We start from the raw sequence: 18,491 nt of genomic DNA on the forward strand, positions 1-18,491 counted from the left end.
GACCAATAAGGAGAATTTGCATGAGAAAGAAGCTCATCTGTCTGTTGGTGGCGGGGAGTTTGCCAGGCTTTGCGATGGCAGACGCCACCAGCGACCAGATCAAGGCGCTACAGGCCCAGCTCAACGCACTGCAAAAGGAGGTGAAGCAGTTGCGTTCCGAGGTAGCGTCCAAGCCGAAGGCGGCGGCAGCAGCAGCGACCGCGGCACCGGCTCCGGCTCCCGCTGTGGTGGCGGCGCCGGTCGACATCTCCTCGCCGGATTACGGCAAGGCGCAGGCGACGCTGACCAACGATCAGGTCGATTCGATGAAGCAGCAGATCGCCAATCAGCAGTTGAAGGTCGACTCGCTGGTGGACGCGGCGAACACGGGGCCGATCGCCGGCTTGTCGGTGACTGGCTATATCGATCCGACCTACCTGTATAACCGCGCGCAGAGCAGCTCGTCGTTCCTGTTCGCGAACCACGAAAGTAGCTACAACTACTTCAACAGCACGTTCGGCGATCTGTACTTAGACATCAAGAAGACCTTCGGTGTCGGCCCGATGGCGCCGTCGGCCGAAATCACCTTGATGCCGAACCGCGGCAACGGTATTACGCTGCTTGCGAACGAGCATGGCAATATCGGCAACAACATCCTGAACACGGCGGTCATCAATGTGCCGTTGACGGCGACGACGACGCTCGTTGCCGGTTTGATTCCGAGCTTCGGCGGTTACGAAGTGCAGCAATCGAACCAGATGCTGACGCTGACGCACAACCTGCTGTATGACTTCTCGGATCCGGGCAGCTACATCGGTATCGGCGCGAACTATACGACGGGTAACTGGGCGTGGAAGTTCTTCCTCGGCAACGAGCAGTACCGCACGTACGGCGCGACGACGCAGGTCGGCACCAACGCGCTGGGCGATCCGATCACGACCAGCAACAAGATCCCGACCTTCACGTCACGGGTCGACTACACGTGGTCTAGCGCACTGGATGTGGGCGGCTCGTTCAACATCGGCCGTCAGACTTTGCCTAGCGCGCAGGCACTCGATGCCAACGGCAACCCGATTCCGGGTTCGTTCGTCTACGGCGTAGGCGGCCAGTCGCCGAGCTCGGGCGGTACGTTCTTCTTCACCGAAGCCGACCTGACCTACACGCTCGCCGACGTGCAGTACAACGCCGAACTCGACTACGGCCAGCAGCAGAACGCCGCGTACAACGGCGGCCAGGCGCAGTGGTACGGCCTCTCGCTGCTCGCGCACCGCAAGTTCAGCATGCCGGTGGTGGGCCGTATGGGCGTGACGGCACGCTATGACCTGCTCGTCGACAGCAAGAACGGCGGCGGCGGCGGTGGCATCGCGCTGAATGGCAACGGCATGGATACGGCTGACGGCTTCGGCATCGGCGCAGACTGCTTCGCGAACTCGTCGAATCACGGTTTCGAGTGCAAGGGCGCCACCCGTCAGGACGTCGCACTCGACCTGTTGTTCTTCCCGACCCAGCAGATCACGGTCAAGGTGGAATATCGTCACGACTGGGCGAACAAACAGGTGTTCCTGAAGAACGACGGCTCGTACGGCAAGTCCAACGACCTGCTCGCGACGCAGTTCATCTACTCGTTCTAACACGACCCGCCTCATCGCGTGGCCCGGCTTCACTGCGGGCCACGCGCCAAGGCCTCTTCTGCATGCTCTGCCTATGCTCCAATTCTCGAACCAGCCTCACGTCGCCTCGTATTACGCAGCAACCGCAAACGACACCACCCGCCACCCTCCCCTCGAAGAAACGCTCAACGTCGACGTCTGTGTGATCGGCGCAGGCCTCACCGGCATCTCGACTGCGTTGAACCTCGCCGAGCGCGGTCATTCTGTCGCGGTGCTCGAAGCATCGAAAGTCGGATGGGCCGCGAGCGGCCGCAATGGTGGCCAGTTGATCGGCGGCTTTGCCTGCGATATCGACACATTCGCGAAGTTCATGCCCGCGGATGACGTGAAGCGTGTTTGGGACATGGGGCTCGAAACCCTGGATATCGTCAAGGAACGCGTCGCGAAGCATCAGATCGACTGCGACCTGACCATCGGTTACCTGACCGCGGCGAACAAGCCGCGCGATACAGACGCGCTCCAGAAATGGCGCGACGAAGCGCAACGGCGCTTCGGCTATGACCGCTTCAGGTATGTCGACGCCGATGGCGTCGGCGATTATGTTCAATCGCAACGCTACCTCGGCGGATTGTTCGATGCGGACAGCGGCCATCTGCATCCGCTGAATTACACACTCGGTCTGGCGCGCGCGGCACGCGCGGCCGGCGTACAGATTTTCGAAGACAGTTGCGTCACCGCGTTGCGCCAGGAAAACGGCCGGCATGTGGCCGAAACCGCGCGCGGCAAGGTAAATGCGCAATTCGTCGTGCTCGCCTGCAACACCTATCTCGGCCAACTCGCGCCGGATCTCGCCAGCAAGATCATGCCGGTGGGCACCTACGTGATCGCCACCGAACCGCTCGACCCCGATCGCGCGGAAGCGCTGATGCCGGCGAAAGCGGCCGTGTGCGACAGCCGCTTCGTGCTGGACTATTTCCGCCCTGCCCCGGACAATCGCTTGCTGTGGGGCGGCAAAGTCAGCTATTCGACGTTCGCGCCGCGCAACCTCGGTGAAGCGATGCGCCGCGATATGCTGAAGACTTTCCCGCAACTCGACGATGTCAAAATCGACTATGCGTGGGGCGGCTTCGTCGACATTACGATGAATCGCGCGCCGCATTTCGGCCGGCTATCGCCTACGGTGTATTTCGCGCAGGGTTTCTCCGGCCACGGCGTGAACACCACCGGGCTCGCGGGCAAGCTGATCGCCGAAGCGATCGACGGTCAGGCCTCGCGCTTCGATCTGTTCGGCAAGATTCGTCACCGCGACTTCCCCGGCGGCGCTACACTGCGCACCCCTGCCCTCGTGCTTGCGATGGCCTGGTATCGAATGAAGGACCTGCTTTGATGAATGCACCGACTCCTGGCTTCAACACCCTCGACCACCGCGCCGATGCGCTGATCGCCAACTCCTACTACGAGGCGAGCGCCGCGCGTCCGCTTACCGACGATCCGATGCTCGATGGCACGCTGGAGGCCGACGTCTGCGTGATCGGTGCGGGCTTCTCCGGTTTGTCGGTGGCGTTGGAATGCCGGGCGCGCGGATTGTCGGTGGTTGTACTCGACGCGCATCGTCCCGGTTGGGGCGCGTCGGGTCGCAACGGCGGGCAGACGTTAGTCGGTTTCGCGAAAGACGAGATCATCGAACGGCAACTCGGGCTCGACGGCGCACGCGCCGCGTGGGCGATGTCGGTGGAAGGCGTGGCTCTCGTGCGCGAGCGCATCGAACGCTACGGCATCGATTGCGATTTCACCTCCGGCTATCTGACGGTGGCCACCAAACCGAAGCGTGTGCCAGATTTGCGTTCGTGGATGGAATCGGCGTCGCAACGCTGGGGCTATACGAAACTCTCGTGGCTCGATACCGATGAAGTGCGTTCACGCGTCGCTTCGCAACGTTATCTGGCGGGCGTCTACGACCCGTTTTCCGGTCATCTGCATCCGCTCAAATACTGCCTCGGTCTCGCCGATGCGGCACGTCGTGAAGGTGCGCAACTGTTCGCGCATTCGCCAGTGATCGAAGTCGTGCGTGGTGCACGGCCCGTCGTGCGGACCGCTAATGGCGAGGTACGCTGCCGCTTCGTCGCGGCATGCGGCAATGCCACGATCGGCGACGTGTTGCCGGCGCCGGTGGCCGCACGCATCGCGCCGATCGCGTCCTATATCGTTGCGACGGAACCGCTCGGTCAGGCGCGCGCCGACGCACTGATCAAAGGACGTGAGGCGATTTGCGACAACAACTTCTTCCTCGATTACTTCCGTCTGTCGGCTGATCATCGCGTGCTGTTCGGTGGCCGCGCTAGTTCGACCGGCGCGTCGCCCGTGCAACTCGGCGAGGAAATCCGCAAGCGCATGATCGGCGTGTTCCCGCAGCTAGGCGATGTGCGAATCGACTATGCGTGGGGCGGTTTTGTCGACGTGACGCGCAATCGTGCGCCCGATTTCGGCTCGATCGATCCGAACTACTTCTACGTGCAGGGCTTTTCAGGTCACGGCGTGGCGTTGACCGGGATTGCTGGGCGCGTGATTGCTAAAGCCATGGCCGGTGATACCGCGGCCTTCGATCTGTTCGCGCAGTTGCGGCATGCGCGCTTTCCGGGTGGGCCGGCATTGCGCGGGCCGGCGCTGGAACTCGGGATGATGTATCACCGGATTCTGGAGTTGTTCTAGGCAGGTTTTCAGGCGCCGGTTGTTGTCCTCTCGTGGTCTAGCTGCGTAGAGCGCTCCACGCCACTTCAAACGTCGACTCGATGCCCTGGATATCTTCGAGTGCGAAATCGCGAACAATGAAGATCGCCGTCGTCTCTGATGCGCTGCCCGGCGCCAGCCTGCGCGGCGCCGCGAACGTCGTGCCAACGCTCTGCAAGAGAACTCGATCGGAAGACGACGCTCCCGCGACAATCGCCTTCATCCTCAACAGGCGCTCCCCCGTCGCGCCGGCAATGTTCTCGAGCCAGTCGAGCACATCCTGCCAGTCTGCCTGCGAAACGAACCGCGCTCGAAACACCTGCACGCGAGGGTGAATTAACGCTCGCGGTCTGAACACTCGCTCGTCGACGAGGGATGAGCCAGCGGCGAACACATCCCCGAAATCGCGAAACGCCTCCCGCGCGCGCGCCGAAAGCGAAAATTCGTCAATCACACGAGCGAGCGGATTCAGCGTTCGCGCGGTGTCTCCCGCAAGTGTCCGGAGGGACGGAATGACAATGTCGGTCTTGGTCAGTACGATCGTATGGGCGGCAACAAGCTGCGCCACCGCATCATCAGAGTCGCCATAGTCGGCAGGTGGACGACTGCAGTCGTAAGTGACGACAACATGAACGCGAAGCTTTAATTCCGCTAGCTGATTCAACGCGAGCATCACTTGCCCAGGCTTCGATAATCCACTGCATTCGAGCACTATTCGTTCAAACGGTGGCAGTAACAACTGCTCACGTGTGGCGGCCAGATCGCTAATCGTCGTCACCAGGTCGTCGGTCAACGAGCAGCATACGCACCCGTTGCTCAGCGTCGCCACCGTGGCGCCATGCGCGGATTCCGACAATACAGCCCCGTCAATGTTGACTGCGCCGACCTCGTTGACAATCACCGCTGTCGCCGTGTCAACGCTCGTGCCGTCTAGAAAGGCCTCAACGAGCGACGTCTTCCCGCTCCCAAGCAGGCCCGCGAGAATCACCAGTTGCGTCGGCGCACCCATCCCTTTCACTCCGCCCTGCTGTCGAATGGCCCCTCGCCATTCGGCCAGGTTGCCGCAACCATCACCCGGACATCCGCCAGCAATTCCGCAACGTCGAACACCATGCCGCCTTTGATCGTGAACCGCAACGCGCGCTGCTGCTCAAGAGCGCCACGCCCGTCGTTCAACCGCAGTGCACCCGTACCGTACAGCAACTTGAAATCGGACAATGGATTCTGGTCGTGCACAAGCAGGTCAGCACGACTACCGACTTCGAGCGTGCCGGTATCATGGTCGATGCCGAGCAGTTCCGCACCATGCAGCGTCGCTGCACGCAACACCTCCAGCGGTGAGAAGCCTGCCTCCTGCAAGAGTTCGAGCTCGCGCACGAAGCCGAAACCGTAGATCTGGAACATGAAACCCGAGTCGCTTCCAATACATACGCGACCGCCGCGATTCTTGTAGTCGTTGAGGAATGTCATCCAGATGCGGAAGCTTTCGCGCCATTCAACCTCGTTCTTTACCGACCAGCGATAGAAATAGGCGCCATGACCGCCACGCTGCGGCTGGAAGTACTTCCATGTCGTGCTATCCGTGTAGGCTTCATGCCATTCGGCGCGGCGCGCGCGCATGAGATCGCGGTTGCTGTCGTAGACGTTCATTGTCGGCACGAACGTATGGCCAGCCTCGAGAAACGAAGCGAGCGCGTCGTCCCACTTGCGACTGCCTGGGCGCGCGGCCTGCAGGAATGTCTGTCCAGCCGTCGCGAAACGCAAATACTCGTCGTTATAGTTGTAGTTGTCGTCGATGTCCTGCAACGTACGGCCGTCGAACAACGCTTCGGGCAAGCCATACGAGTGCTCGGTGCTCGTCAGCCCCCACTGCGCTGTCCTCAGCGCATTCATCCGCCCCACGGACAATTGCGCGTGGTGACAGCATGTCCGCAAGCCGAGTTTTGCGCATTCGTCGAGCGCAGCCTGCATGATCGCCGGTGGGGCACCGAAGAACTTCACACCTTCAGCACCTTTGTCCCGCACCTGCCTGAGCCATTCACGGCCCTCGTCGGGGTTGTAGATCGTCTTCAGGTAGTCGTTGACAGCCGGGAAATAGACATAAGGATGCAGATGCGGCGCCGCAATCCGGTTCGCTTCCGACGCGTCTTCCTGCTCACGCGTCCACGCAAGTCCGTTCATGCAGCCAGCCTCGCGAACGGAGGTAACGCCGTGTGCGAGCCAGAGTTTGTAGACATAGTCCGCAGGCATCATCTCGCCACTTTCCGCATGGAACGGCGTGCCGATGTGTGCATGGCTGTCAATGAAGCCGGGGGTAAGGAACTTGCCGGCGCAGTCGATTTCGCGGTCCCCCTCGGCTGGCCGGCGAGTATCGTTGATCGGCAAACCAGGCACGCCGACCGCGGCGATCGTGACGATCCGGTCGCCCTCGATGACAATGTCGGCCGGTCCCCACGGCGGCGCACCCGTTCCGTCGATGACCATCGCGCCGCGCAGCACGAGCCGTCCGAACGGCCCTTCGCCGCGATCCCTCGTAGTCGACGGCCGGAGTTGCCCCAGTCCCTTGCGGCCGAAACCCGCGACCATCTCCTCGCCCACCTCGATCGCGGCCTTTGAGGGGTTCGTCATGTCACCTCCAGATATCTCGTCACGTGCCATGCGGCACGTGTGATGCGATTTCAGATAGCGCGGCGTGTGCCGACGTCAGAAAACTTTTGTGCCAGGTGCGACGTCACGCTCGGTTGTCAGATACACGACGGCGCCTTCGGACCGCTCGACGCCGAGCGTCAACACCTCAGACTTGAAGCCGGCGATCCGGCGCGTGCCGAGATTGACCGCGCAGACGACCGACCTCCCGACGAGCTGCTCCGGCTGGTACAACTCCGTATATTGCGCACTCGTCGTGCGCTCGCCCAGTTCGCCGAAATCAATCCAGAGCTTGTACGCCGGCTTCTTCGCTTCGTGGTTGAGTTCCACACGCACGACCTTGCCGACACGCAGGTCGACCTGATTGAACGCTTCATACGCACTGCCTTCACTCATCATCTCTCTCGATTAGTTTCCATTGCACACAAGTTCGATGCGATCATCATGGATCTGACGTAACGCGCGACCTCGCCGGTTTCAGACCAGACGACGCTGGAACCGGCTCGGTCGGCATGAGCTTCTCCGGCATCATTAATCCATACGTCGTCGTATCCAAGTTCGGTTGCCAGGCGGCGTGCGGCCACATGGTCCCCGGACCAGATCCATGCCGCCCGCCCCCTTCCGGTCGACGTCGCCATCTCGGCCATCTCTTCTGTCTCGGCAAACCGCAGTACCGGCAGCAGCGGCCCCGCGTGTGCGTCCTCGACAATTCGCATGCCGGGCCGCACGTGATCAATCACGGTCGGCGCAAAGTACAAACCGCCCAGGCGCCTGCCCCCAATCACGACCCGCGCGCCGTCGCATACCGCGTCCTCAATCTGTTCGTCGATGATGTTCAAAGTCAGGCTGTCGACCAATGGCCCAACCTGGGTCCGCGCATCGAGCGAGTCACCGCAGCGCAATTCGGCCGTACGCACGACCACCGCGCGAACCAGATGCTCCGCAACACGCTCGTCGACATAGAGCCGGTTCGCGCTCGTACAATCCTGTCCCGCATTACGCAGAAACGTGACGGCGACGAGCGCATCCGCCGCGCGTTCGAGATCGGCATCCGCCAGCACGACGAACGGCATCTGGCCGTCTACTTCAAGCAACACGTCCTTGCATGCGTCAGCGCATTTGCGCGCCAGGTGCTGGCCAACATCTCGGCCTCCGATGAACGAAACCATGCCGATGCGTGCGTCGGCCATGAACTCATCAGCCGCGGTAACGGAGTCGTCTGTCGTCAACACTTGCAGCGTGCCAGTCGGGCCGCCGACGGCATCCCACAGGCTCGCCACTGTCAACGCGCCCAGCGGCGCGCGGGACGACGGCTTCAGGATCACGGGGCAACCTGCGGCGAGCGCAGGCGCGACCCGGCGCACCGTCGTCAGCACTGGTTGGCACCAGTTGGTGATCGCGGCTACCGGGCCAATAGGCCGCAACCGGTGCTCGAGCCTCCGCTCACCAAGGTGTTCCGTGACAGCCGCCACCTCCGTCAGCCTGCTCTGCTCGGCATAACACTCGATCGCGCGGATCGCGTCGCTGACCTCTCGCCGCGCCTCGCCGATCGGCTTGCCGGTCTCGAGTGTCACCGTCGTTGCGACGCGACCGGCGTCGTCGACGAGCCGTGCCGCCCATTTCCTCAGCAGAGTGCTGCGAACCCCGGAAGTGGTTTCACGCCATGGACTCGCGGCGCAACACGCCGCCTCGATCGCCAGTAGCGCCTGCTGTCTCCCGCATGCCGACACCTGTGCGATGACGAGTCCTGTAGCCGGGTTGACGACTGGAAATGTCGCCGGAATGCGATCGAGCACACCCGCCAGACGCGCATGCCATTGCGGGACGACCTCGTGGGCGTGCATCGCGTGCATCGTTCAAGCTGCGCGCTTCGCGGTAGTGACTGCGCGCCCGAACATAGCCAGCGCGTCTGTCACATCCTGCGCCGACGTCGTGAGCGGCGCGAGGAAACGGACAACGTTGCGTTCGACGCCGCACTTGATCAGCAGCAAGCCTTCGTCGCGCGCTGCATCGAGCACGCGCTGCACGAGTGCAGCCGCGGGAGTCTTCGTGCGTCGATCCGTCACGAACTCGACCGCCACCATCGAACCCGTCTGGCGAACTTCGCCCATCTCGTCGTGCGCCTCGGCGAGTACCAGGAGTCCTTCGCGGAGCTGCGCGCCGATCTCGCGGCTGCGTTCGATAACGTTCTCACGCTCGAATAGGTCGAGTACCGCGTTCGCCGCCGCGCAAGCGAGCGGATTGCCGCCATACGTACCGCCGAGCCCACCCGGCAGTGGGGCGTCGACCATGTCCGCCCGGCCGACGACGCCTGAAAGCGGCAGTCCCCCCGCGAGGCTCTTTGCGACCGTCACAAGGTCGGGCTGGATACCGGAATGTTGGAAACCGAACATCTGCCCGGTACGGCCGAAGCCCGTCTGGATCTCGTCCGCGATCAGCACGATCCCGTGACGCTGAGTAAGCGCGCGCAACGCCTGCATGAATTCCGGCGGCGCTGCGAGAAAACCACCGTCACCCTGCACCGGCTCGAGGATGATCGCCGCGACGCGCTCTGCGGCAATCTGCGTCGTGAAGATCTGCTCGAGCGCGGCAAGCGCGTCGTCCGACGACACGCCGTGGTACGCGTTCGGATACGGAGCGTGATAGACATCCGGCGCGAACGGCCCGAAGTTCTGCTTGTACGGGGCACTCATTCCGGTCAGCGTCATCCCCATCAGCGTACGGCCGTGGAAGCCACCGCGGAACGCGATGATGCCAGGCCGATTCGTGTAAGCACGTGCGATCTTGATCGCATTCTCGACAGCCTCAGCGCCCGTCGTGAAGAATGCCGACTTGTAACCCTGCCCGGGTGCAACAAGTTCTGACAGTCGCGCAGCAAGACGAACGTACGGCTCGTAAGCGACCACCTGAAAGCACACGTGGGAGAACGACTCCAGTTGCTGCTGGACGGCTGCGACGACCGCCGGGTGGTTGTGCCCGACGTTCAGGACACCAATGCCTCCGACGAAATCCAGATACTTCAGGCCGTCCTCGTCCCACAAGTACGAGCCGGTCGCACGCTGCGCAAAAATCGGATGCGCGGTCGCCACGCCGCGTGCCACATACGTTTGCCGCATTGCGGCCAGCTGGCTGGTCGTATTCAGTTCTCTACTGCTCATGAGGTTCACCTCCATAGAATGTCCCCATGGTAGGAAACCAGAACGGCCGAGAATACCTACTTAAAATAGGAAAATCTGCGTATTCCTTCCCCTCTTTCAAAGATTCTTCTATCTTTCATGGGAAGGTAGGCTTCGTTTTTCCTCTCTCTGGTGGGTAGTTATGCGATTTGTGGCTAAGTCCAATGGCTGTGAACGGGTGCGCCGCGCTGCCCCGTCCCCCGGCTCGACGCCGTCGCAGATATTACAAATCAGGAGTGGTGGAAATGAATACCGTGCAACTGTCCGCAGGCTACGAAGAGGACCGCACTGCGCGACGACGCGCTATCGTCGCGACCGTGCTCGGCAACGGATTCGAATGGTTCGACTTCATGGTCTATGGCTTCTTCGCCATCATTATCGCGAAGCTGTTCTTTCCAACGGGCAACGAACTGACGTCGTTGATGCTGTCGGTTGCAACGTTCGGCGTCGGGTTTCTTGTGCGGCCGTTTGGCGGCATCCTGATCGGGATCTACGCGGATCGCGCCGGCCGGAAGGCCGCGCTTTCGCTGACAATTTTGCTGATGTGCGCCGGCACCGCGTTGATTGGCCTTGCGCCGACCTATTCGCAAATCGGCGTTGCAGCCCCCTGTCTCATCGTGCTGGCGCGGCTGCTGCAGGGCTTCTCCGCGGGCGGCGAGATGGGTACGGCAACGGCCTTCCTCACCGAGCACGCACCGCCTGGCAAGAAAGCGTACTACTCGAGCTGGATCCAGACGAGCATCGGCTTCGCGGTGCTGCTCGGCGCGTGCTTTGGCACCGGCATTACGCTTGGCCTGTCGGCGGCCGACGTCGAGAACTGGGGCTGGCGTATTCCCTTCCTCTGCGGCCTGCTGATCGGGCCGATAGGCTTTTTCATCCGGCGCAACCTCGAAGAAACGCCGGTGTTCCTGCAAACGACAGACAAGTCGAAGACACCGCTCGCGGATGTGCTGCGCGATTATCCGTGGCAAGCATTCGCGAGTTTCGCGATGGTCGTATTGTGGACTGTATGTATCTACGTGATTCTGTTCTACATGCCGACCTTCTCGGTCAGAGTGCTGAAGCTGCCGGCGTCCGCGTCATTCATCGCCGCAATGGTCGGTGGAGGCGTGATCACCGTGTGTTCGCCCATCACCGGCTGGTGGTCGGATCGAATCGGGCGGAAATGGCTGCTCGGGGGGGCGTCGGCCGCGATGCTCATCCTCGCATGGCCGCTGTTCGCGATGATTGTGTCGGCGCCGTCGCTTGCCACGCTGTGCGTATTCCAGGCTGTGTTCGGCGTGCTGATTGCGGTGTACACCGGCCCGATTCTCGCCGCGCTTTCCGAAACGTTCCCGGCCAAGGTGCTGTCGACCGGGCTGTCGGTCGCGTACAACCTCGCCGTGATGACGTTCGGCGGTTTCGCGTCGCTGATCCTGACCTGGCTGATCAGCAGAACCGGCACCGCGATGGCGCCCGCGTTCTACGTGATGTTCGCAGCCGCATTCAGCTTGCTCGGCGTGCTGTTCGGCTACCGCCAGCCGCGCGGCACCTGATCTTGCTAGACTTCGCGGCGCCCCGCCGCGTCGTTCCCGGGGAGCCGCGATGAAACTCGAGACCGCAATTCGCGAAACCGTACTGCGGGACGCCCAGGTCGTCGCCGGCGGCAAGAATCTTCAGCGCGAGATCACCTGGGTGCATATGGTCGATCACCCGGACATTGCGAACTGGGTGAAATCGGGCGAGCTTCTACTATCGACGGGCTATAACTGGCCCGGAGACGAGACCGCTTCGCGCCAACTCGTCCGGGATCTGAGCGCGATCGGACTCGCCGGGGTCGTACTCGCAGTGCCGAATTTCCGCGAGCATTTCCCAACCGAGGCGCTCGAAGAAGCGAATCGCGTCGGGTTGCCTCTGCTGGAGTTGCCATGGGCGGTGCAGTTTAGCGATGTCACGCATGAGATCCTCGCGAAGATCATCAACTTCCAGGGCGCGATCATAGAACGCTCAGAGCAGTTGCACCGTGCGCTCACGAATGCAGCAGTGTCCGCGACGAGCCTGTCTGATATTGCGCGCGCATTGAGCAGTCTGCTCGGGCGAGCGGTGACTTTCACCGATCCTGCAGGCCATGTGCTCGGCAGTTCCATTAGCGACGTCGGCGCGCTGGTGGCTCTCGAGCCGCAGTTCCTCGACGCAACGCGTGTGGACCTCCCTTCCCATTACCGTGGGCCCGCGAATCGCCCGACAAAGCTTGCATTCGCAACGGCGGACGGCGACGCACAACGGCTCTGCCACCCGGTGCGTCTGCAGGACACGGTGGTCGCGCTCATTTGGCTCGATCTCGCCGACGACGAGACCGATGAACTGGACGCACGCGCTATCGAGCACGCGAGTGTCGTGGCGGCGCTTCACATGATGCACCAGCGAGCGCTCGCACAGCAGGAAGACCGGCTCGGCTATGCGCTCGTCGCGAGCCTGCTCGACGGCGAATTCACCACGTCGGCGAGCGCCCTCGAACGGGCTCGCGTATTCGGCTGGAGCGAAGCCGCCCCGTATCGAATTGGACTCGTGCTGATTGACGAGCCGATCCCGTTGACGACCGAAGGACTCGAACGCCGCGAACGCTGGGTCAATGCACTGAAGCGCCAGTTGCGTGCGAAGGGAATGCCGGAATTGCTCGGAATCTGGCTGAACCAGATCCGGTTAATCTTGCCAGCAGACGCATCGGTGGCGGCACTTTGGGAAGCCGTAACCGACCGGCGCGCAGCGATGGCGGTGAGTCGCGTACACAGCGGCGTGAAAGGCATGGCCCTCGGCGCGAAGGACGTCGAGGCGCTAGTTCCGACGCTGCGGGCCGGCCGGCTGCATCACTTCGACGAGATCCTCTTCCCGCGCGCACTGATGGGCGAAGCGGACGCGCGCGATTTGCTAGTCGAGCGGCTCGTGTTGCCACTGGCGGAGAAGCGGCGCGGCGAACCGCTACTCGATACGCTCGGCACGCTTGCCGACGAGGGCTTCCAACTTGCGAACACAGCAAAGGCACTCGGCATCCACATTAGCACGCTGCGCTACCGTGTCGAGCGAATCGAGAGCACGCTCGGCGTATCGCTTGAGGATCCTCGTATTCGTTTTCAGTTGCAGTTCGCCATTGAGCTGTATCGGCTTCGCGAGGAATAGACGCTGATTTCATACATTGCGCAGGAAGATTTCAGGGCAACGCCACGCTTTAATACGGGAGATTGGCCAGTGTTCCAACCACGACCACTGCGCAGCTTCAGTCGTTATCTGTCAGCAACTTGTCGAGAGGCACTCCGTGCTTGACGAACGGCGAACGGATCACGATGTAACTGAAATACTTCTCGATGCCGAGATTGCGGTCGAGCAGGCGTTCAATCACTTCCTGGTAGTGACCGATGTCCTTGACGACGAACTTAAGCAGGTAGTCGTACCCACCGCTCACCAGGTGACATTCGGTAATCTCGTCGAAATCGCGCACGTTCGCTTCGAAGCGCACAAAATCCTCGCGCCGATGGTCATGCAGCATGATTTCCGTGAACACTGACACGATGCTGGTCACTTTCGCGACATTCACGTGAGCACCGTAGCCCGAAATCACACCGGCTGATTCAAGACGCTTGACGCGCTGCAGGCACGGGCTCGCAGAAAGGCCAACCGCGGCCGCGAGATTCGCGTTGGTGATGTTGCCGTTCCTCTGCAATTCGGCAAGGATCTTGATGTCGATCCGGTCGAGTTTTGGTCGGTTGCTCATATCGTTCTGTTCTCGAATCGGCGGGCGAACCGGCGTCCCCGCTACACGCGGGAAAGCTCCTCGTGATGTGCCTTGACGAACTGCGCCATGCTGGTGAACCTGAAATCGACAGACGGCTCCGCGAATGTGCGCATCGTCGCACCGAGCCCGCGCTGCTCGAAGCGCCGATGAATCCAGCATGAACGAATGTCCAACCGGTTGGCTGGCTCATGATCGTGGTACATGCTGTCCGCGACGTGCAGGATTTCGTCCTTACGCACACCGAGTGTCGACAGCACGTCGAGCATATATTCAAAATTACGGCTCGATGGCTTGTAGCTTCCCACATCCTCAGCCGTGACGACGACGTCAAAGGGCACATGCAGCTTGGCGCGGCTGTATGTGAAATTCTCGTTATCCACGTTCGATATGATGACCAGCTTGAAGTACTTCTTCAAATACTGCAGCGTACTTGCCGAATCCGGGAAGGCGGGCCAATCGCGCACCGAACGACCATAAGCCTCCGCCTGCTCGCGCGTGTAGCTGACGCCCCACTCCTCCGCGAGCCGCTTGTAGACTACCTCGAGCAGCCGGTTGTACGGCATGTCGGGCGTCGCGTTCTGCTGACATGACTCGTGACGGGCGTGCGCTTCCAGCACCTGGTCGCGCGTCGATGGCGGGTCAAGCGATGAGACCAATGCTGACAGGCCCGCGACGATGCCCGATTCCCAGTCGATCAGGGTGCCGTAGCAGTCGAATGTCAGGGCCTTAAAATCCGTCAGCCGCATGAAGGGCTCCTTAACTGGGGTGTTCCGGCTTGCGCGGAACTCGCCGCGCCGGCACTGGCGCGGCAAATCAAACCGGCACAAGGGCCGGTAAATTTATCGACTACTTACTTCTGCAGCAGCGCTTCCTGGTGAGCCTTCGCGAATTCGGCCATGCTGTTGAAACGGAAGTTCACGGTGGGTTGCTCACCGGGGTTCATCGTCGCACCGAAACCGGTTTGCGAATGGCGGCGATAGATCCAGCACGATGCAAGCCCGAACGCGTTCGCGGGCTTGTGATCGTGGAACAGACTCTCGGCGGTGTGGAGGATCTTCTCCTTCCGGATACCGCGGGCGCCCAGCTTGTCCAGCATGTACTCGAAGTTTCGCGGCGACGGTTTATAGGAGCCGACGTCCTCTGCGGTGATGATCGCGTCGAATTCGACCTGAAGCTTCGCGTTGCTGTACGTGAAGCTGTCATTGTCGATGTTCGACAAGATGACCAGTTTGTAGTACTTCTTCAGATACTGCAGCGCGCTCGCCGAGTCCTCAAACGCCGGCCAATTGCGTACGGACTTGCCGTAGGCGAGGCACTCCTCGTACGTGAAAGGCACCTGCCATTCCTCGGCGAGTCGCTTGTACACGATCGGCAGCAGTTCCTGGTAACGCTTCGCCGGCGTGTAGGCCTGCTGCGACGACTCATGACGTGCGTGTGCTTCAAGAACCTGATCCCGCGTCAGCGGCGGGTTGACGCGTTCGAGCAGAGGACGCAACCCCTCGAAAATACCCGTTTCCCAGTCGATGAGCGTGCCGTAGCAATCGAAAGTCAGTGTATCGAAGTCGGTCAGTTTCACAGTAACTCCTCCTGTTGGTTGGTGAGCTAGACATAGTCTATTGGGCACGCTCAGCAACCGTTACTTATGTTGCCCACCGCATCGGCAATCTCTGTTGCTCGTCCGCACACCAGCAGCAGAATCTGCTGCTGGCTTCTGCCTGGCATGTTAGCAAAAGGCGATCGCTGGATACCTTACTGTGGGTACCCCCTGGTTGTCGGGGACCCGACACGAACCGGACCCTCGCGTCGCTCCTCCGCCGGAACCCGTCAATCGCTTATCCCGCCCGGTATCGCGGGATAACCCTATTGCCGGATCTGGTTCAACTTCCCGTCAGCAATCTTGTACAGCGTAACCGGCGCGTTAGCCCATTCTCCCGAAGCATCAAAGCGGACCGCCCCGACCAAGGTCGAGAACGCGTCTTTCTTCAACAAGGGGACAAACTTCTCGGGATCGGTTGAGTTAGCCCGCTTCATGGCATCGCTCACAAGTATGGTCGCCGAATAGAAGGCGGGCGAATAGATGTCAGGTTTGCTGCCAAACTCCTTGGTATAGCGAGCGGCGAATTCGGGCCCCTTCTCCAGTTGCTCCAGCGGCAAACCACCCTGGGCGCAATAGCCTCGCCCGTCAAGCGCTCCTCCGGCAAGCTTGGGAAGCTCGACAGAGCAGATTCCGTCACCGCCAAGAATCGGAACGGTCAGCGCAAGTTGACGGGATTGACGGCCGACAGTCGCTGCTTGAGCGTAGTAACCGCCATAAAAGATCACGTCAGGTTTCGTGGCTTTGATCTTGTTCAGGATCGCGGTGAAGTCAACTGACTTGTCCGTCGCGAACTCGCGAGTCGTAATCGACATCCCCAGTTTCTTCGCGGTCTCCACGAAGACGTCGGCCACACCGGCACCATAAGCCGTGCGATCGTCAATCACAGCGACTTTGTCAGCCTTGAGTTCTTTCCGGGCGAATTCCGCCATCCGGGCACCCATGACGTTATCGTTGGCCGCCAACCGAAATACGTACGGAAGGCCAGCCGCCGTGACCGCTGGATTGGAGGCGGCCCCGGTAATCACTGGGATGCGCGCATTATTGTAAATTTGGTCGGCGGGAATCATCACACCAGAGTTGTAGTGGCCGATCACTGCCTTTACACCAGAATCCACAAGTTTTTGCGCAATTGACATTCCTGTCTTCGGGTCCGCCTGATCATCTTCCGAGATCAGTTCAAACTTAACGAGTTGTCCGTTGATCTTCAGATTTGATGCATTCAGATCGTCGATCGCCAACCTTACGCCGCGCTCATTGTCCTTCCCGAAGAGCGCCTGCGCCCCGGTAAGTGGGCCGGCCACGCCGATCTTAACCACCTCGGCGTGAGCAACGATAGCGGAAAAAAACACGGCCAATGCAAATGCGGAATTGAATTGCGTTTTCATTTGTTACCTCATGGATGGGAAACTGGCTCGTGCGTCTCATTCGATGGTGAAGTCGACACGACATCGTCCAGCGATTCCGAGCATAGGCAGCCAAATTCGACGAACCATCCTGCTCAACGTACGAAAACGCAAGGCTCTTTCACTGCTATTTACGTTAATGTCCACCGGTAGGCCTATGCACGAAGATTCGTGCACCCGGATGAACCGGACCGGTTCTATCTCCCGTGCGCGCAACGCAGTGCTCGATAGGCAGAGGCTCATGGGGCTGTTGCATCTGCCGAAGCAACGGGCAACCGCCGTACTCGTCAGTTCCGCCAGGCCATCTCGCGAATGTCGATGGAGGGCTTTCGTCCCGCAACGAGGTCAGCCGTTATCCGGCCGCTGCCGCATGCCATTGTCCAACCCATGGACCCCTGCCCCGTGTTGAGAATCAGGTTCTGGTATTTCGCCGAGCCGAATCGGGTATTGCCGTCGGGCGTAGCGGGTCTCAATCCGGCCCAGTATTTCGCCTTTGAATAATTTCCGATGGTCGGATACAGACTTATCGCGGCCTGAGTCATATGCCGGAAATCGCTCTCCGCATGCGATGTGTCGTAGCCGACAAATTGCGCCGTCGCGGTGAGCCGAAGCTTGTCGCCGAGACAGGAGAACGCCAGGAGGTTGTCCTCATCGAGTCCGCCAATCACGGGCGCCTGGTCCAGATTCTCGATAGGGACGGTCATGGAGTAGCCCTTCACTGGAAAGACGTCCAGCTTGATACCATGCGGTCTGAGCAAAAGCGGAGAGTAGGAACCCATTGCAACGACGAACGTTTCCGCCTCGATCGGGCCGCGAGACGTTTCGACTGAAACGACGCGATCGCTCGCCACGTTGAGACCTTTAACGTCGGTGTTATAGAGAAATTTGACGCCCCGTCCCTCAAGTACCTTCGCCAGTTCGACCGTGAACAGTCTGGCGTCCCCAGTGCCATCGCTGGGAACGTAGACTGCGCCGACGAACTCGTTCTTGACCGGTTCGAGCGACGGCTCGATAGCTGCGACCTCCGTCGGATTGACTATCCTGATCGGAAGCCCGTTGTTTTCGAGTACGCGCATTTGCTCGACACCGTGCTTCATCGTCGACTCATTGCGATAGATGTACAGCAGTCCCCGATCGGCATGGTGGAACTGCAGCTTCGCGTCGTCGACGACTTCGCCCATAAGCGACTGCGAATAGGACGCGAGTCTCAGGCGCGACGCAGCGTGACGGTCGGCGCGGCTACGTGGACATTCAAGCAGGAACTTGAAAAGCCACGCCCACATGCGCGGCGAAAACTTGAGGCTCAATCGCAACGCCTGGTCATCACGTATGAGGGATTTGAGCAGAATCCCCGGCGCTGCGGGGGAAGCCCACGGATACGAGTGTCCGAGGCAAATGAGACTACCGTTCGCATGGCTGGTTTCGTTCGCCGCTACAGGCTGCCGGTCGACCACCGTGACGTCGAAGCCGTCCTTATTCAAATAGTAGGCGGAGAGTACGCCCGAGAGTCCCGCTCCTAGTACAACGACTTTCATCAGTTTCTTCCACGTAGTTTGCAGGCGAACAGCGGCACCAGTTGTAGTG

Annotated in this window: 15 protein-coding genes; 5 read left to right on the forward strand and 10 right to left on the reverse strand. The window is 60.8% G+C overall.

Annotated features, from left to right (window positions below; all coding sequences use genetic code 11):
• Nucleotides 1–20 precede the first annotated feature (20 nt).
• The 3 genes from M0D64_RS30995 (at nt 21) to M0D64_RS31005 (ending at nt 4,298) form a co-directional block, all read left to right on the forward strand.
• Nucleotides 21–1,610: a DUF3138 family protein gene (locus M0D64_RS30995; RefSeq protein ID WP_266260587.1), complete on the forward strand. Its 1,590-nt coding sequence runs from the start codon at nt 21–23 to the stop codon at nt 1,608–1,610.
• Nucleotides 1,611–1,683: 73 nt separating this feature from the next.
• Nucleotides 1,684–2,976 (forward strand): FAD-binding oxidoreductase, encoded by a 1,293-nt coding sequence (locus M0D64_RS31000; RefSeq protein ID WP_266260588.1) that lies wholly within the window; start codon nt 1,684–1,686, stop codon nt 2,974–2,976.
• Nucleotides 2,976–4,298: an FAD-binding oxidoreductase gene (locus tag M0D64_RS31005; protein WP_266260589.1), complete on the forward strand. Its 1,323-nt coding sequence runs from the start codon at nt 2,976–2,978 to the stop codon at nt 4,296–4,298. Before M0D64_RS31000 ends, M0D64_RS31005 begins: the two co-directional genes overlap by 1 nt.
• Before the next feature lie 37 nt (nt 4,299–4,335).
• On the opposite strand, the gene M0D64_RS31010 is transcribed toward M0D64_RS31005, so the two are convergent.
• The 5 genes from M0D64_RS31010 to gabT all read right to left on the reverse strand — a co-directional run bounded on the left by M0D64_RS31010 (nt 4,336) and on the right by gabT (nt 10,120).
• The gene (locus M0D64_RS31010) at nt 4,336–5,325 is read right to left on the reverse strand and encodes a GTP-binding protein (protein ID WP_266260590.1); all 990 of its coding nucleotides are present in this window, start codon (nt 5,323–5,325) and stop codon (nt 4,336–4,338) included.
• A 5-nt stretch (nt 5,326–5,330) separates the two neighbouring features.
• The gene (locus tag M0D64_RS31015) at nt 5,331–6,944 is read right to left on the reverse strand and encodes an amidohydrolase family protein (RefSeq protein ID WP_266260591.1); all 1,614 of its coding nucleotides are present in this window, start codon (nt 6,942–6,944) and stop codon (nt 5,331–5,333) included.
• A 75-nt stretch (nt 6,945–7,019) separates the two neighbouring features.
• Complete coding sequence (locus M0D64_RS31020; protein ID WP_171926156.1) at nt 7,020–7,358, reverse strand: tRNA-binding protein; 339 nt, start codon at nt 7,356–7,358, stop codon at nt 7,020–7,022.
• Nucleotides 7,358–8,806: an aldehyde dehydrogenase family protein gene (locus M0D64_RS31025; protein WP_266260593.1), complete on the reverse strand. Its 1,449-nt coding sequence runs from the start codon at nt 8,804–8,806 to the stop codon at nt 7,358–7,360. The genes M0D64_RS31020 and M0D64_RS31025 overlap by 1 nt, the downstream gene beginning before the upstream one ends.
• Before the next feature lie 12 nt (nt 8,807–8,818).
• The gene (gabT, locus tag M0D64_RS31030; RefSeq protein ID WP_266240505.1) at nt 8,819–10,120 is read right to left on the reverse strand and encodes a 4-aminobutyrate--2-oxoglutarate transaminase; all 1,302 of its coding nucleotides are present in this window, start codon (nt 10,118–10,120) and stop codon (nt 8,819–8,821) included.
• Between the two features lie 263 nt (nt 10,121–10,383).
• On the opposite strand from gabT, the gene M0D64_RS31035 reads away from it, so the two are divergent.
• Together M0D64_RS31035 and M0D64_RS31040 are read left to right on the forward strand one after the other, a co-directional pair.
• Nucleotides 10,384–11,673: an MFS transporter gene (locus M0D64_RS31035; RefSeq protein ID WP_171926153.1), complete on the forward strand. Its 1,290-nt coding sequence runs from the start codon at nt 10,384–10,386 to the stop codon at nt 11,671–11,673.
• 49 nt (nt 11,674–11,722) lie between these two features.
• A complete protein-coding gene (locus M0D64_RS31040; protein ID WP_266260594.1) occupies nt 11,723–13,294 on the forward strand; it encodes a PucR family transcriptional regulator in 1,572 nt (523 codons plus the stop codon).
• A 97-nt stretch (nt 13,295–13,391) separates the two neighbouring features.
• On the opposite strand, the gene M0D64_RS31045 is transcribed toward M0D64_RS31040, so the two are convergent.
• The 5 genes from M0D64_RS31045 to M0D64_RS31065 all read right to left on the reverse strand — a co-directional run bounded on the left by M0D64_RS31045 (nt 13,392) and on the right by M0D64_RS31065 (nt 18,442).
• Nucleotides 13,392–13,886, reverse strand: a complete 495-nt coding sequence (locus M0D64_RS31045) for an Lrp/AsnC family transcriptional regulator (RefSeq protein WP_266240503.1) — start codon at nt 13,884–13,886, stop codon at nt 13,392–13,394.
• Nucleotides 13,887–13,927: 41 nt separating this feature from the next.
• Complete coding sequence (locus M0D64_RS31050) at nt 13,928–14,653, reverse strand: haloacid dehalogenase type II (RefSeq protein WP_266260595.1); 726 nt, start codon at nt 14,651–14,653, stop codon at nt 13,928–13,930.
• Nucleotides 14,654–14,757: 104 nt separating this feature from the next.
• Nucleotides 14,758–15,483, reverse strand: coding sequence for a haloacid dehalogenase type II (locus M0D64_RS31055; RefSeq protein WP_266260596.1), 726 nt, complete (start codon nt 15,481–15,483; stop codon nt 14,758–14,760).
• Between the two features lie 284 nt (nt 15,484–15,767).
• Nucleotides 15,768–16,889: a branched-chain amino acid ABC transporter substrate-binding protein gene (locus M0D64_RS31060; protein WP_266240500.1), complete on the reverse strand. Its 1,122-nt coding sequence runs from the start codon at nt 16,887–16,889 to the stop codon at nt 15,768–15,770.
• 305 nt (nt 16,890–17,194) lie between these two features.
• Nucleotides 17,195–18,442: a D-amino acid dehydrogenase gene (locus M0D64_RS31065; RefSeq protein ID WP_266260597.1), complete on the reverse strand. Its 1,248-nt coding sequence runs from the start codon at nt 18,440–18,442 to the stop codon at nt 17,195–17,197.
• Between the last annotated feature and the right edge of the window lie 49 nt (nt 18,443–18,491).

It is taken from the genome of Paraburkholderia sp. WS6 (genome assembly GCF_030464835.1).
In the GTDB taxonomy this organism is placed as follows: Bacteria; Pseudomonadota; Gammaproteobacteria; order Burkholderiales; family Burkholderiaceae; genus Paraburkholderia; species Paraburkholderia madseniana.